Here is a 14,185-nt window from a genome sequence, read left to right as displayed (position 1 = left end):
GTTGCTCCTGCAACTGAGAGAAAAATATGAATGACGATCGGCTCTTCGCGCAGCATCCGCCCGGGCTGACATTCCGTCCGTCGGAACCGAGCGGTGAAGCGCGCGCGAGCATTTCCGGCTGGACTAGCTCCATGGAACTTGCCAATGTGGGTGCGCCGCTTGCGCTGAAGGCAGAGCAAATTCCCTGGCCGATCCGTGCGGCGGACGCCATCGTCTGCATAAAGCCATCGTCTGCATAAACATGACGCACATTTCCCCCAGGAGCGCGACAGAGGCTTTGTTCGAGAGCGGAGTCAGGACCTTGTCCGCGGGAGCGCCGCTCTATTTATACGGTCTATACAGGCGCGGCGGCGCGCATAGCGTCGAGCCGCGCCGAATTTGATGCGAGCCTTCCCGCTCGCAACGCCGCATGGGGCGTCCGCGATCTGGAAGATGTCGCGGCCCGCGCGCGGGAGAAAGGTTTGGAGAGCCTCAAATCGTGGACATGCCCGTCGTGGACATGCCCGCCAGTAATCTCAGCGTCATCTTTCATCGCACATGACGAGACGTCGATACACAATCGCCTTCGACTCGAGCGTCACGGTCACAAATGAATCCCTCAAAGATGACATGAGCGCAGCCATCCCGATGGAACCCGCGAGCGGGTCCCCTCGGTAAGTATAGTGAAGCCCACCTGGAGAAAGACCATGGAACGTCGCGAATTCATTGCAGTCGGAACCGCCGCCGCCGTCGTCTCCGCCACACAAGCGTTTGCTCAGGCTACCGGCCAACAGGACAGCGCGGCCAAAATGGAGGATATGCATCCGCCGCTCTACAAAAACCTGGAAAATGCGAGCATCGAATGCGTCTCCACAGGCAATGACTGTCTTCGGCACTGTCTTGGCATGTTTGCGATGAAAGACACGAGCATGGCCGAATGTGCGGACGCCTCGCTGCAGCTTGTCGCTGCATGCAATGCGCTCGCATCGCTGGCGGCGCTCAACTCGTCGCATACCGTCGCGCTGGCGAAAACGGTCGCTTTGATTTGCGAGGACTGCAAGAAGCAATGCGACAAGTTTCCGAAGATCGCCGAATGCGTGGCCTGCGGCAAAGCGTGCCAGAAATGCGCCGACGAGTGCCGTAAAGTCTAGCCGACCTCAGCAGCAAGATCGGGAGCTTCGATGAAGACGCGATTTGCGCGCGTCGCGGCATGCGCCGCCATCTCTGTCGGGATTGGCGGCGCCGCGGCCAGCGCGGTGCTTCAAGGCGCGCCGCGCTACACTGTCGCCCAGGCGACGGAAAAGCCGGAGAAGACGACGGGGCAAGGCGAGGGCGTCGTCCGGGCGGTCGACGCGGACGAGCGACGGATCATGATCACGCATGGTCCGGTCTCGGGTCCCTTGGAAATGTCACCCATGACAATGGCGTTTCGCGTCGCGCCGAACGTCGACCTCTCCAGCCTGTCGAAAGGCATGAAGATCAAATTCACGATCAGTCGCGACGCGAAAGGACTCTATGTCATCGAGGACGTGCGGCCGGAGAAACCCTAATGCGCGTTCGCGTCAGTGCGGCTATATCCCAGACCGTCCATGCCGATGCGGTGCATCAGATAGCATAGACAATCCTGCTGCACCGCGCGGCGATCAACTGTCAGCATGGCCGGGATGGCGGGACGCGCGAGCCTGATTTCGCCTCCCGCGTAATCGAAATAGTTGATCGGCGGCGTGTCGAATCCGTCGCCGGAGAGGACTTCGAGGCGCGCGTCCTCGTGGCCCAACGCGCCGAAAGAGGCGCCGGCGCCCAATTCGCTAAAATTCAAATGGTCGATATCGGGGCGGAAGACAAAATCCGCCGGCGTTCCGTCAAAGGAGAAGCTTGCGCCGGCAGGCGGCTTCACGATGGCGAATGTGCGCAGCAATTCGACGTCCTGCGGAGCCGGCGCATGGTCGGGAAGCTCTGCGATCGAGAGGCAGGCCTCGAGCAATTCGACGGCATGCGCCACGCCGGCATCGGCGCCCGACTTGCCGCATTCGACTGTGATCGCCGGACAAAGTTCGGCGAAGGCCGCTGCGCTAGTGCCGCGCGGGCGCTGAAAATGCACGACAATGCGGGAGAAAAGCTGCGCAAGCGCGACATATTTCGGCTCAAGCTTGGTGATGCAGCTGTAGTGAGGATTGAAACCGGTGTTGTTGTGGATGTCGACGGCGGCGAAAGCTCGGCGCTTCTCGACGTATTCGTAAATCCAGCGCGCCATATGCGCGAGCGGATCGTCGGGAAAGGCCGTGCCGCGCCACACCCGGTTGAAGTCGCGCTGACTTGGGAGCGTGCGCACATTCGCCGCCGCCGCTTCGACATTGCCGATGAACAGAATGAGCGACCGATTGAGACCGCTCGCGGCGTGACGGCGCAGAATCTCCTGCACGGCGGCGAGCCCGCTCGTCTCATTTCCGTGCAGCAGCGTCGACACGAACAACGGTTGCGGGTCGCGGCCCGGAAGGTCGAACAGGGTCGGTCGGGGAAGGATGTCCTTCAGGCGATTGGCGGGACAATCGAGAAATCCGTCGGGCAGCCGGTCGAGCAGGGCGCAGGGCGCGTCGGTCACTGTTCTCCTCATATTTCCCACTGATGGACGGGCGCGCCGCTCCGCTGGCGCTCGCAATAGGCCGCCATCAGGCCATAAAGGTCCCCGCCGCGCGCCTCAAGGGCTTTTCGCTGCCAAGCCGCCCCGGTCTGCCGCGTCTGCACCCGAGCTTCGATGATATCGAGGAAATCGGCTTCGGCGACGCCCAGGTCGCGAAGCCCCGCCCGGGCGTCGGGAATGAGCCGATCGAGCAGCAGACGATCGGCGGCGATCTCGCCTTCGCCCGGCCATTCGAGCTTGGCGTCGAGGCCAAAACGCGCCGCGGCGTAAAAATTTCGTTTGGCGTCAGCGAAGCCGACGCCGCCGGCGCCGTAGTTCCCGCTCATGGCGATGGCGCGCGCGAGACCCAAATAAAGCGCGGCGTTCGCCATCATGTCGATGAAGGTTGGTCCCGAGGGCAGAATGCGGTGTTCGACGCGCAGATGCGGCGCGCCGCTTTCGTCGAAGCCGATCAGCGGACGATTCCAGCGCCAGATGACGCCATTATGCAGCCGCAGGTGGCGCATCGCCTCCGGCGGATCGTCATAGGCCATCGGAAGCAGCGAGTCATAGTCGCGCAAATTTTCTTCGAACACTTCGATCAAAGAATGAGTCGCATAGCCTGAACCCATGCTGACCCTGGCCGGGCCTGGCACCTTCACCGCCTGTTCGAACAGCGGAATGCGCGTTTCCTCCCACAACGCCTTGCCGAACAGGAAAGGCGCGTTGCCGCAGGCCGCCAGGATCGGTCCCGACGCCGCCACTGAGGCGTTGTAATAGAGATGCGCCAGATCGGCCGGGGCCTTGAGATGGATTTGAAACGAGGTGGTCGCAGCCTCGAGCATCACATCTTTGTGCTGGGACGCAAGGCGGTCGCGGCCGGCGATGTTGACGTGCAAGGGCTGCCCCCCGCGCAGACGAAGCACTTCCTGGTTGAGCGCATAGTAGCGGTTGAGCGGCGACATATTGGCAATCGTCAGATCGCTGTCGCGGATCGTGGGCAGCGTGCCGATCATCACCAGATTGGCGTCGAGCTGATGGGCCACGTCGTTGCATTTTGCCCATAGATCCGTCAGCGAATTGTGCGCCTGCGTCAGCGCGTCGCCCTTGAGGCGGAAGGGCGCGCAATTCAACTCGACGTTAAAGCGCGACAGCTCCGGCACGACGAGCGGATGATTGAGGGTTTCCAGGAGATTTTGGTTGATCGAGGACGGCGCATAATTGTGGTCGACGATCCAGGTTTCGATTTCGAAGCCGACCATGTGGCCGTCACGCGAAAATTTGTCCTGTTCAAACAGGGCGCGGGCGAGATGCGTTTCCTGCGCGAGCCGGCCGGCAAAGCGCGCCTTGTCGGCGGGCGTGAAGCCCGTGGTCTTGATTTCCTCGCCCAAAGGATCCCCCTTCCCGAGTGTAAGCGCAGTTTTTGCGCTTCTCACGCGCGCCAGCGCAACGGCGTCCGCGACCGAGGTCGCGAGGGGCCCTCAGGGGCGATCCGCCGCAGATGATTCTATTTAGGCATCCCCCGCCCTATCGATAGAGCCCGAAGCGGCGACAGGACAAGCCGCGCTGCTGTAGATTGCGCTCCCTTCTCCAGGGAGCCAACCGTGTCTGATATCGCTTACGTGAACGGCGCTTACATCCCCATCGACGAGGCGCGCGTGTCGATTCTCGACCGCGGCTTCCTGTTCGCCGACGGCGTCTATGAGGTTGCGGCCGTCTTCGGCGGAAGGCTGATCGATAATGAATCGCATCTTTCGCGCCTCGAGCGCTCCCTAGGCGAACTGCGTATCGGAAGTCCCATTCCAGTATCGCGCATCGCGGAAGTTGAAGCCGAACTCGTCGCAAGAAACGGTTTGAGCGAAGGCCTCGTCTATTTGCAGATCACCAGAGGCGCCGCGGCCGAACGCGAGTTCGGGTTTCCCGCGGAAGCGGCGCCGACGTTCGTCGCCTTCGCTCAGAAGAAAAACATCATCGCCTCGCCCGCCGCCGAAACCGGCGTGAAAGCGCTTACTGTTCCGGATCTGCGGTGGGCGCGACGCGACATCAAGAGCACGGCGCTGCTCGCGCAAGTGCTGGCGAAGCAAGCGGCGCTCGAGGGCGGCTGCCAGGAGGCTTGGATGGTTGATCAGGACGGTTTCGTGACCGAAGGCTCCTCCTCGACCGCCTTCATCCTCACCGGCGCGAACGTGCTCGTGACACGTCTAAACTCCTGTGCAGTTCTTCCCGGCTGCACACGCAGAGCCGTGCAGGTGATCGCGGAGCGGGAAGGATTGACCGTCGAGGAGCGCAGTTTCTCGGTCGCCGAGGCCTATGAGGCGAAGGAAGCCTTCCTCACGAGCGCCTCCAATCTTGTGCTGCCGGTCGTCTCGCTAGATGGCCGCCCCATCGGATCTGGCGCGCCGGGCGACACGAGTCGCCTGCTGCGCCAGCGCTACATCGAATGGGCGACGACGACGTCCCGGACCGACTAGCGCTGCATTTCCAGCTCATCGTAGTCAGAGCTGCGCTCTTCTTCGATCGCGAAGGCAATGACAAAACTGAACACCGCCGCAGCGAGACACCACACGGAATACCAAGCCGGACGATTTGCTGCGAGCGCCATGACAAACGTCAAGAACACCGCGACGCCGAAAATTTTGATCGCCCTGCGCTCGCTCAAGATGAGCGGCGCGACCGTCAACAAGAGATAGAGAAAGTCCGTCGCCAGCGGCGGGCGCTCGAACAATGGATCATAAGCGAGCGAGTGCCGATAGACCGACAGGTCGATGCCGTCGGCGCCGGCGAGTTTGGCGATAAGATAGGCGGCCAGGACAAAGCCTACGCCGCCCATGGTCCACCAAAGACGATTTCGCTCCGGATCCGATTCCGCATAAGCGGCGGCCGCTGGCGTCAGCACGGGCCACATCGCAAAGGCGATTAAGGTGTAGAGATAGCGGAAGGGCTGCCCGGCGACGGGATCGTTCCGCGTGAGCCATACCGCAGCCTCGACGAACTGATGCGCAGAAAACACCAGCGGGAATGCGGCGAACAGCAACATGCGCCGGTCGTGGCGCAGCGCTTTTGCAACCATACCGTAGCCCGCCAACCCCAGGCCGAGCCCGGCCGTAATGCTTGCCTCAAGCGAATAGCACATAGCATTTCAGCCCAAATGGACGTTAACGCTTCGAACGACTTTAATTGCGGATTTCGCCTGCGTCGAGACCTGAGCAATAGCTGGGATGAGTTCGCGCCGGAACATGTGTGGAGCAGACGCGTTCTAGGACGTGAGTTCACACGCGGAGGTCAAAAATGGGCAACCTTCTGTATTGGGCCGTCGTGTTTCTGGTCGTCGCTCTCATCGCCGGCTTTCTGGGCTTTGGTGGCGTCGCCGGCGTCGCGGTGGATGGCGCGCGGATATTGTTCTGGCTGGCGCTGATTCTGCTGGTCGTGTCGGTCGTTCTCGGCCTGATCCGGCGCGCCTGAGCGGTCATCGCTCGTCCGTAGGTTATGAGCCGGCCGCTTTTCGTGAGCGGCCGGCTTGTCGGCGTCAGGGAATGTCGTCGAGCGAACTCAGCCACGCGTTCGCGACCGAATCCGATGGCGCGCGCCAATCGCCGCGCGGCGACAGCGACCCTCCCGAACTGACTTTGGGGCCATTGGGCAGCGCCGATCGCTTGAACTGGCTTCCCTCAAAGAATCGCTTCACGAAAACGCCGAGCCAATGTTTGATCGTCGAGAGGTCATAAGCGACCTTGTCCTCTTCGCCGACGCCTACAGGCCATGAGCCCGCAGCTGCATGCCGCCAGGCGCGCCAAGCGAGAAAAGCGATCTTCGCCGGCGTAAATCCATAGCGCGTCGCATAGTAAAGATTGAAATCCTGCAGCGCATATGGCCCGACCGTTTCCTCGGTCCGCTGTCTCGCTTCGCCGGGCACAAGCTCGGGGGAGATTTCCGTCGCGAGAACGTCCTCAAGCACCGCCGCCGTTTCCGCGCCAAATCGCGCGTCTCGAGCGCACCAGCGGATGAGGTGCTGAATCAGCGTCTTGGGGACAGAGGCGTTGACGTTGTAATGCGACATCTGATCGCCAACGCCATAGGTGGACCAACCGAGGGCGAGCTCGGACAGGTCGCCAGTGCCAATGACGAGCGCGCCATGGCGATTGGCAAGACGAAACAGCAGCGACGTGCGCGCGCCCGCCTGCACATTCTCGTAAGTCGTGTCGTAAACCGCCTCTCCGCGCGCAGCCGGGTGATCGATGTCGGCGAGCATTTGCTTGCAAGCCGCGGCGACATCGATTTCTTGCGCGGTGACGCCGAGCGCGCGCATCAGCCGCCAGGCGTTAACCTTGGTGCTTTCGCTCGTGGCGAAGGCCGGCAGAGTGAAGCCGAGCACATTTTCGCGCGGCAGACCGAGCGCATCCATCGCCGTCACCGCGACGAGCAGCGCCTGAGTAGAGTCGAGTCCGCCAGAGACGCCGATCACCGCCTTTTTGATTTTCGTGGCGCGCAGCCGTTGTTCAAGGCCGTGCGATTGTATGTTGAACGCCTCGAAGCAAAGCTCGGCGAGCCGCGTTTCATCCGCCGGAACGAACGGGAAGCGCCCGACCTCGCGCAGAAACCCAAGATCGCGATCGCAGGTCGGGGCAAGTTCGAACGCGATGCGGCGATAATGCGTCGCTCCCTGCTCCACGTCGGCGCAGGCGCCGAATGTCCCCTGCCGCATGCGCTCGGCAAGAAGACGGCCGATATCGACATCGGCGAGCGCCAGCTGCGGTTCATCGGAAAAGCGCGGCGCCTTGGCGAGAACCTCGCCCCTCTCGCAGATCAGCGCTTCGCCGTCCCAGGCGAGGTCGGTCGTCGACTCGCCCTGCCCCGCCGCCGAATAGAGATAGGCGGCAAGGCAGCGCGCCGAATGCGCGCTGCATAGCGTCTCGCGATAATCCGACTTGCCGACGATCGCATTGGACGCGGAGAGATTGAGCAGCACGGTGGCGCCCGCCAGCGCGGCGCGCGCCGAAGGGGGAATGGGAACCCATACGTCCTCGCAAATCTCGGTGTGGATCACGAGTCCGGGAAAATCCGTCGCTTCGAGCAGCGTATCGGAGCCGAACGGCGCGGTTTGTCCGGCGACCGCGATGTCCTCGCCAGAGATGAAAGCGCCCGAGGCGAAATGGCGCTGTTCGTAAAACTCGCGATAGTTCGGCAGATAGACCTTGGGCGTCACCGCGAGCACGCGGCCGCGCAGGATCGCCACGGCGCAATTATAGAGACGGCCGCGGTGGCGCAGCGGCGCGCCGACGACAATCAGCGGATGAATGCCGCAGGAAGCCTCAACGAGTTCGACGAGCGCCGCGTCGACGGCGCCGAGCAACGCTTCCTGCTGCAAGAGATCGTCGATCGCGTAAGAGGACATGCCCAGCTCGGGAAACAGCGCCAGCGAAGCGCCGTGCTGATCCGCCTGGCGCGCCAGTTCGATCGTCCGCGCGACGTTAAACGCCGGATCGGCGACTCGCACGTTCGGCGTCGCGACGGCGACACGAACGAAGCCATGCGTGTGAAGGCAGTAGAAGGGATGGGTCATGAAGTCCGCCCGGGCGGCCGAGGGTTCGACTGGAGCGCTTGTCCATCGTGATAATGCAAGACGCCCGCGGGAAAGTCACATGGCGCGGACTGGCCCGCGCCAGTCGTCGAGAGGCGCAGGTGGTTCAGACGTAAGCTGAATGATTTCATCGGCAGTTCTGGCGCAACCACGCCTCCAGCGTCTCGAAGCGAAATGCGCTTTTTTCGTAGAGCGTCGAAGCGAAGCTCCACGCTTCGTCCGCATTCGCCGTAAGTGAAATTCCATTGACGGTGAGAAAGGCGAACATCGCCGCGAAGGCGACACGCTTGTTGCCGTCGACGAAGGCGTGGTTCTGTGAAAGACTTTCCCACAGCGCAGCCGCTTGCGCGATCTCGTCGGCGTAATAGCCGGTTTGCGGGCGAAACAACGCCGCTTCGAGCTGACCAGGATCGCGCACGCCCGCCGCGCCGCCGTAACGTTCGATCAGATCACTGTGAATGGCGAGTATCTCGGCGACTGTCAGATAGTCGGTTCGCCTGCCGCTCACTTGGCGAGTTTTTCGTAAAGCCCGCCGTAGCGCGACACGCTCGAACGATAGGCGTCCATGACGTGACGCCGCGGTTTCGCCTTGCTGCGTTCCTCGACATGCGCGCGCAGCGCGTCCTCGATGATGGACTGAAGCTGCCGCCCCTCATCCTTTGCGATCTTGCGGATCTCGGCGAGCAGATCCTTATCGACCTGAGTGGCGAACTTCTCGCGCATGGCGGCCATCGTCTTCCTGCAGAGTGAAATATCTATCTTGTTTCATCAAGAAACGTCAAGATGCGCCAGTGGATCGGTTGGAATTCCAGCAAGGACGGAAAGCGAAAGCTCCGCTCTGCAATCGGCCGAACATTTCCATTCAGAACGCGAGACGGAGGGTTAACGACCCGTCCGTTTTGTAGAGCAGTCAATCTATGATGGCGCCTGCTATGATGGCGCCTGGCGATGGAGACCGGCGGAATGGAAGCGGAAGTCCTCTGCAAGAGCTACTTGAACGCGCTGGACAGGAGCGATCTATCCGCCCTGTGCAGCCTTTTCACCGCCGACGCTGTTGCTCACTCTCCGCTTTATGGCGTCCGACCCGCCAGGGAGTTCTATGCCGAGCTGTTTGCAGTCACGAGCCGTTCCGAAACCACGCTCCTGAACATCTTCGACAGCTCCGCCAGCGGGTCTGCGGTGGCGCTTCATTTTCGCTATGTCTGGACATTGAAGAGCGGCAGGGCGGCCACCTTCGAATGCGTAGATGTTTTCGAGCTTTCGGAGGACAGAAATCAGTTCACGAAAATCGTGATCATTTACGACACGGCGCATCTTCGGGCGGATTTTGAGACATCCCGGAGGTGAATGAAGGGGAGAGCGGACCTTTCCCAAAGCAAAAGGGCGGGGTCTCCCCCGCCCTCTCAAAATTGCTTTGCGCGACGCCTCAGTGCGCCAGGATCGCCAGCATCAGCAGCGCCACGATATTGGTGATCTTGATCGCCGGATTCACGGCGGGGCCGGCGGTGTCCTTGTAGGGGTCGCCGACGGTGTCGCCGGTCACCGCCGCCTTGTGGGCCTCCGAACCCTTCTCATGCTTGACGCCGTCCTTGTCGATGAAGCCGTCTTCGAAGGACTTCTTGGCGTTGTCCCAGGCGCCGCCGCCCGAGGTCATCGAAATGGCGACGAAGAGCCCGTTGACGATGACGCCCAGCAGCAACGCGCCCAGCGCCGCGAAGGCGTTGGCCTTGCCGCCAAGGATCCAGGCGATGACGAAGGCGACGATCGGCGCCAGCACCGGCAGCAGCGACGGCACGATCATTTCCTTGATCGCCGCCTGCGTCAGCATATCGACGGCGCGGCCGTAATCCGGCCGGTCCGTGCCCGCCATGATGCCAGGCTTTTCCTTGAACTGACGGCGCACCTCGACGACCACCGAGCCCGCCGCGCGGCCCACCGCCGTCATGGCGATGCCGCCGAAGAGATAGGGAATGAGGCCGCCAAAGATGAGACCCGCGACGACATAGGGATTGGAGAGCTCGAAGTCGATCTTCCCCAGCCCTTTGAAAAACGGCACGTCGGTATCGATGAAATGCTTCAGATCGTTCGTGTAGGCGGCGAAAAGCACCAGCGCGCCGAGGCCCGCCGAGCCGATGGCGTAGCCCTTGGTGACGGCCTTCGTGGTGTTGCCCACGGCGTCGAGCGCGTCGGTGTTGCGACGCACTTCCTTCGGCAGTCCCGCCATTTCGGCGATGCCGCCGGCGTTGTCGGTGACCGGGCCGAAGGCGTCTAGCGCCACGACCATGCCGGCGAGGCCCAGCATCGTCGTCACCGCGATCGCCGTGCCATAGAGCCCGCCGAGCTCATAGGTGAGGATAATGCCAAGCACGATGACGAGCGCCGGCGCCGCGGTCGATTCAAGCGACACGGCGAGGCCCTGGATGACATTGGTGCCGTGGCCCGTCACCGACGCCTGCGCGATGGACACCACCGGACGCTTGCCGGTGGCGGTGTAATATTCGGTGATGTAGACGATGGCGCCCGTGACGATCAGGCCCAGCACCCCGGAGAGGAATAGGCCGTAGCCGTGGATGGCTTCGCCATTCGCCTTGCCGATCTCGCCCCAGCCGACGGTGAACGTCGTCGCCAGGAAGAGCCCTCCGACCGACAGCACGCCCGCGGCGATAAGGCCCTTGTAAAGCGCGCCCATGATGGAATCGTCGATGCCGAGCTTTTTGAAATAGGGCGCGGCGAATTTGCCCCATTCCGTGTCGTCGTCGCCCATTTTCACGAAATAAGTGCCGGCGATCGAAGTGAGGATCGAAAGGCCGCCGATCGCGAGCGGATAGATCATCGCCGACGACAGGCCTTCCTGACCGGCGAAGAAGATCGAGGCGAGCACCATGGTGGCGACGACCGTCACCGCATAGGTTTCGAAGAGGTCGGCCGCCATGCCGGCGCAGTCGCCGACATTGTCGCCGACATTGTCGGCGATCGTGGCGGGATTGCGTGGGTCGTCCTCGGGAATGCCGGCCTCGACCTTGCCGACGAGGTCGGCGCCGACGTCGGCGCCCTTGGTGAAGATGCCGCCGCCGAGACGGGCGAAAATCGAGATCAGCGATCCGCCAAAGCCGAGCGCCACGAGCGCGTCGACGACCGTGCGATCCGAAGGCGCATAGCCAACGAACCAGGTCAGGATCGCGTAATAAACCGCGACTCCAAGCAGCGCGAGGCCGGCGACCAGAAGTCCGGTGACCGCGCCCGCCTTGAAGGCGATGTCGAGGCCGCCGGCGAGCGATTTGGTCGCCGCCTGCGCGGTGCGGACATTGGCGCGCACCGAGACGTTCATGCCGATATAGCCGGCCGCGCCGGAGAGCACTGCGCCAAGCATGAATCCGAAGGCGACCGCCCAGCCGAGCAGGATGACGAGAATGACGAAGATCACGCCGCCAACCATGGCGATGGTCTTATACTGGCGATTGAGATAGGCCTGCGCGCCCTCGGCGACGGCGCCCGAAATTTCCTGCATCCGCGCCGACCCCGGATCGGCCGCGAGCAATTCCTGCGAGGTCTTCACGCCATAGACGATAGACATCAATCCGAAGACGATGGTTAGAAACAGAACCATTTTGGCTTCGCCTTTTCGTTCTTCGACCCCGAATTGGCCGAATTGGTCGCGTCGCCGCGAACGGAGTCGCGCAACAAAAAAAGGAGCAGCGGCCCCGCCGAGCGAATCGGGCGGGGACAGCAGCTTTCCAGCGGGCTTTCTGCCAGAAACGTGGCCGCACGGCAATGCTGCGCGATCCCGTATTTTTCAGAAGTGTTGGAAGGACAATTTTTTGAAAAAGACGGGCTTTTTGTGTCCGTCGAGAAAGATCGGCGGCGCGCTTCCCGCCACAATCTCGCCGATCCGACAGGCGGGCGCGGCAGGCGGCGCCTCGCTTCCCGCAGCGATGAGGATTTCGTAGTCGTCTCCGCCGGTTATCGCCGTTTCGAAGAGACCTGGATTGATGGCGATCGCCTCTCGCGCCGCCGTGGATAGCGGCACCGAGGCGAGATCGACGGCGGCGCTCACGCCGGAAGCGCGGCAGAGCTTGGCGAGATCGCCTGCAAGTCCGTCGGAAATGTCCATCGCGGCGCTGGCGTTGGCGCAAAGCCACGCCGAGAGATCGAGGCGCGGCTGTGGCAGCAGATAGCGGCCGATCAGATAATCGCGCGCCTCATCTGACAGTCCTCGCGCGAGCGCCGGGTCACGGCGCAGCGCGAGACCCAACGCGGCGTCGCCGATCGGGCCCGAGACGAAGATGGCGTCTCCAGACTTTGCGCCGGTGCGGGGCACGAAGCGCCGGGCGCGGCCGAGCGCCGTGATCGAAATGGTCAGCGGGCCGGGAGTCGCCCCTGTATCGCCGCCGATGAGCGGCGCGCCATAGGCGCGCGCATCCTCGGCGAGCCCGGCGGCGAAAGCGTCCAGCCAAGCGTTGGTCCAGTCATCGGGGAGCGCCAAGGCCAACAGAAAGCCGATCGGCTCGGCGCCCTTAGCCGCAAGGTCGGAGAGATTGACGCGCAGAGCTTTCTTGGCGACGAGCGACGGGTCGTCGTCCGCGAAAAAATGCACGCCGGCTACGACCATGTCGGTCGTGACAACGAGAGGCGCGCTTTCGGGCGCGAGAAGCGCCGCGTCGTCCTTGAGGCCAAGCGCCGCAGCGCCCGCGATCGGCGCGAAGACGCAGGCGATGATGTCATCTTCGCTGTAGCGCGGCATGGCTTCGCCCTCGTGCTTCGAGACGCGAGTTTCGCTCGCTCCTCAGCATGAGGGCGAGGGATGCGCGCCGCCGGCCTCCTCATCCTGAGAAGCGTGCGCAGCACGCGTCTCGAAGGACCAGGAAGCCAGCGGCTCTGTTCCTGTCAACTCAGCTCCTCGGCGCGTTCCTCATGCGCGATTCTGTCGAGCACGGCGTTCACCATCCCCGACTCGGTCGGCCCGAAAAAGGCGCCGGCGACGTCGACATATTCCTTGATGACGACGCGCGCCGGGACGTCCTTGCGCGAACGCAGTTCATAGACGCCGGCGCGCAAGGCGGCGCGCATGACGGACTCCAATCGTGACAGCGGCCAGCCGCCGGACAGCGCGCGATCGATCTGCCGGTCGATCGCGACCTGGTCGGTCAGGACTCCTTGCAGCACGTCGCGAAAAAAGGCGGCGTCCGCCGGCTTATATTGCGCGCCTTCGATCTCGCGCCCGATCCAGTGAGACTCGAACTCGGCGAAAATTTCGTTGAGCCCTTTGCCGGCGACTTCCATTTGGTAAAGCGCCTGCACGATCGCCAGACGCGACGCCGAGCGTTGATCGACGCTCATACGACGCCCCGTTTGAGGCGCACGAGCGCGAGCGCCGCGCGCGCCGCGTCAGCGCCCTTGTCGCCCTGCTTGGGATCGGCGCGCACGATCGCCTGCGCCTCATTCTCCACGGTGAGCACGCCGTTGCCGAGCGGCAGGCGGCGCGAGACGGAAAGATTCATCAGCGCGCGCGTGCTTTCATTGGCGACGAGTTCGAAGTGATAGGTCTCGCCGCGGATGACGCAGCCGAGCGCAACCACGCCGTCATAGGGCGCGCCGGCAAGCTCCGCGTCGTCGAGCGCGATCGCCGCCGCGGTGGCGATCTCCAGCGCGCCGGGGACTTCGATCACCGTCGCCTGCGCCTGCAGCGCGCGCAACGCGTCAAGCGCGCCGTCGCGCAGCATCGCGACGATAGAAGCGTTGAACTTGGTGGTGACGACGAGAATGCGCGCGCCGGGAACGGGCGCAGAGTCAGCGTCGTCGGGTGCAAAACCTGCCATGGGGACTCCAGGAATGCGCGCAACCCTCTCCCTTGGGGAGAGGGTGGCTGCGAAGCAGCCGGGTGAGGGGTTACATTCTCAGTTGCAAAGGGCGCGGGACGCGCCGCCGTAGTCAACGCAGGCGGCTGAGGCGCAAACCCCACACCGACCGGCCAAAAGCCCGCCGTTTACAACAGGCGCCCTTACAGACGC

At 63.0% G+C, this 14,185-nt stretch carries 16 protein-coding genes and 1 pseudogene; 7 read left to right on the top strand and 10 right to left on the bottom strand.

Annotation, left to right across the window (positions count from 1 at the left end; translation table 11 throughout):
• Nucleotides 1-26: 26 nt before the first annotated feature.
• From ACR65T_RS11830 to ACR65T_RS11815, 4 genes and pseudogenes are all read left to right on the top strand, one after another.
• Nucleotides 27-239 (top strand): DUF938 domain-containing protein, encoded by a 213-nt coding sequence (locus tag ACR65T_RS11830; RefSeq protein WP_434496658.1) that lies wholly within the window; start codon nucleotides 27-29, stop codon nucleotides 237-239.
• Nucleotides 240-241: 2 nt separating this feature from the next.
• Nucleotides 242-593 (top strand): annotated as a pseudogene (locus ACR65T_RS11825) (DUF938 domain-containing protein).
• 93 nt (nucleotides 594-686) lie between these two features.
• Nucleotides 687-1,130 (top strand): four-helix bundle copper-binding protein, encoded by a 444-nt coding sequence (locus ACR65T_RS11820; protein ID WP_434496657.1) that lies wholly within the window; start codon nucleotides 687-689, stop codon nucleotides 1,128-1,130.
• A 30-nt stretch (nucleotides 1,131-1,160) separates the two neighbouring features.
• Nucleotides 1,161-1,529, top strand: a complete 369-nt coding sequence (locus ACR65T_RS11815; protein WP_434496656.1) for a copper-binding protein — start codon at nucleotides 1,161-1,163, stop codon at nucleotides 1,527-1,529.
• Here the strand turns inward: ACR65T_RS11815 and ACR65T_RS11810 are convergent.
• Both ACR65T_RS11810 and ACR65T_RS11805 read right to left on the bottom strand, forming a co-directional pair.
• Nucleotides 1,526-2,593, bottom strand: a complete 1,068-nt coding sequence (locus ACR65T_RS11810; protein ID WP_434496655.1) for a M14 family metallopeptidase — start codon at nucleotides 2,591-2,593, stop codon at nucleotides 1,526-1,528. The two genes, ACR65T_RS11815 and ACR65T_RS11810, sit on opposite strands and share 4 nt — an antisense overlap.
• Complete coding sequence (locus ACR65T_RS11805) at nucleotides 2,590-3,990, bottom strand: hypothetical protein (protein ID WP_434496654.1); 1,401 nt, start codon at nucleotides 3,988-3,990, stop codon at nucleotides 2,590-2,592. The genes ACR65T_RS11810 and ACR65T_RS11805 overlap by 4 nt, the downstream gene beginning before the upstream one ends.
• A gap of 213 nt (nucleotides 3,991-4,203) precedes the next feature.
• Here ACR65T_RS11805 and ACR65T_RS11800 point away from each other — a divergent pair, with 213 nt between their 5' ends.
• Complete coding sequence (locus ACR65T_RS11800) at nucleotides 4,204-5,070, top strand: D-amino-acid transaminase (protein WP_434496653.1); 867 nt, start codon at nucleotides 4,204-4,206, stop codon at nucleotides 5,068-5,070.
• On the opposite strand, the gene ACR65T_RS11795 is transcribed toward ACR65T_RS11800, so the two are convergent.
• Nucleotides 5,067-5,732 carry a DUF6629 family protein gene (locus ACR65T_RS11795; RefSeq protein ID WP_434496652.1) on the bottom strand — a complete coding sequence of 222 codons (666 nt, stop codon included), beginning with the start codon at nucleotides 5,730-5,732 and terminating at the stop codon, nucleotides 5,067-5,069. The genes ACR65T_RS11800 and ACR65T_RS11795 overlap by 4 nt on opposite strands.
• Nucleotides 5,733-5,887: 155 nt before the next feature.
• Here ACR65T_RS11795 and ACR65T_RS11790 point away from each other — a divergent pair, with 155 nt between their 5' ends.
• Nucleotides 5,888-6,061: a DUF1328 domain-containing protein gene (locus ACR65T_RS11790; protein ID WP_123175971.1), complete on the top strand. Its 174-nt coding sequence runs from the start codon at nucleotides 5,888-5,890 to the stop codon at nucleotides 6,059-6,061.
• Between the two features lie 64 nt (nucleotides 6,062-6,125).
• Here the strand turns inward: ACR65T_RS11790 and ACR65T_RS11785 are convergent, their stop codons facing one another.
• From ACR65T_RS11785 to ACR65T_RS11775, 3 genes are all read right to left on the bottom strand, one after another.
• Nucleotides 6,126-8,159, bottom strand: a complete 2,034-nt coding sequence (locus ACR65T_RS11785; protein ID WP_434496651.1) for an NAD(+) synthase — start codon at nucleotides 8,157-8,159, stop codon at nucleotides 6,126-6,128.
• A 145-nt stretch (nucleotides 8,160-8,304) separates the two neighbouring features.
• On the bottom strand, nucleotides 8,305-8,685 hold the full coding sequence (locus ACR65T_RS11780; RefSeq protein ID WP_434496650.1) for a type II toxin-antitoxin system death-on-curing family toxin: 381 nt from the start codon (nucleotides 8,683-8,685) through the stop codon (nucleotides 8,305-8,307).
• On the bottom strand, nucleotides 8,682-8,900 hold the full coding sequence (locus ACR65T_RS11775) for a hypothetical protein (protein WP_434496649.1): 219 nt from the start codon (nucleotides 8,898-8,900) through the stop codon (nucleotides 8,682-8,684). The genes ACR65T_RS11780 and ACR65T_RS11775 overlap by 4 nt, the downstream gene beginning before the upstream one ends.
• Nucleotides 8,901-9,140: 240 nt before the next feature.
• Between ACR65T_RS11775 and ACR65T_RS11770 the strand changes: the two genes are divergently transcribed.
• Nucleotides 9,141-9,524, top strand: coding sequence for a nuclear transport factor 2 family protein (locus ACR65T_RS11770; RefSeq protein WP_434496648.1), 384 nt, complete (start codon nucleotides 9,141-9,143; stop codon nucleotides 9,522-9,524).
• Between the two features lie 79 nt (nucleotides 9,525-9,603).
• Here ACR65T_RS11770 and ACR65T_RS11765 read toward each other — a convergent pair whose 3' ends face one another.
• The 4 genes from ACR65T_RS11765 to ribH all read right to left on the bottom strand — a co-directional run bounded on the left by ACR65T_RS11765 (nucleotide 9,604) and on the right by ribH (nucleotide 13,993).
• On the bottom strand, nucleotides 9,604-11,784 hold the full coding sequence (locus ACR65T_RS11765) for a sodium-translocating pyrophosphatase (RefSeq protein WP_434496647.1): 2,181 nt from the start codon (nucleotides 11,782-11,784) through the stop codon (nucleotides 9,604-9,606).
• A gap of 186 nt (nucleotides 11,785-11,970) precedes the next feature.
• Nucleotides 11,971-12,918, bottom strand: coding sequence for a thiamine-phosphate kinase (thiL, locus tag ACR65T_RS11760; protein ID WP_434496646.1), 948 nt, complete (start codon nucleotides 12,916-12,918; stop codon nucleotides 11,971-11,973).
• A 143-nt stretch (nucleotides 12,919-13,061) separates the two neighbouring features.
• Nucleotides 13,062-13,514, bottom strand: coding sequence for a transcription antitermination factor NusB (gene nusB / locus ACR65T_RS11755; protein WP_018408555.1), 453 nt, complete (start codon nucleotides 13,512-13,514; stop codon nucleotides 13,062-13,064).
• A complete protein-coding gene (ribH, locus tag ACR65T_RS11750) occupies nucleotides 13,511-13,993 on the bottom strand; it encodes a 6,7-dimethyl-8-ribityllumazine synthase (RefSeq protein ID WP_434496645.1) in 483 nt (160 codons plus the stop codon). Before ribH ends, nusB begins: the two co-directional genes overlap by 4 nt.
• Nucleotides 13,994-14,185 lie beyond the last annotated feature (192 nt).

Source organism: Methylocystis sp., from assembly GCF_051061285.1.
Lineage (GTDB): Bacteria > Pseudomonadota > Alphaproteobacteria > Rhizobiales > Beijerinckiaceae > Methylocystis.
This window is presented reverse-complemented; position numbering and strand designations above follow the sequence as displayed.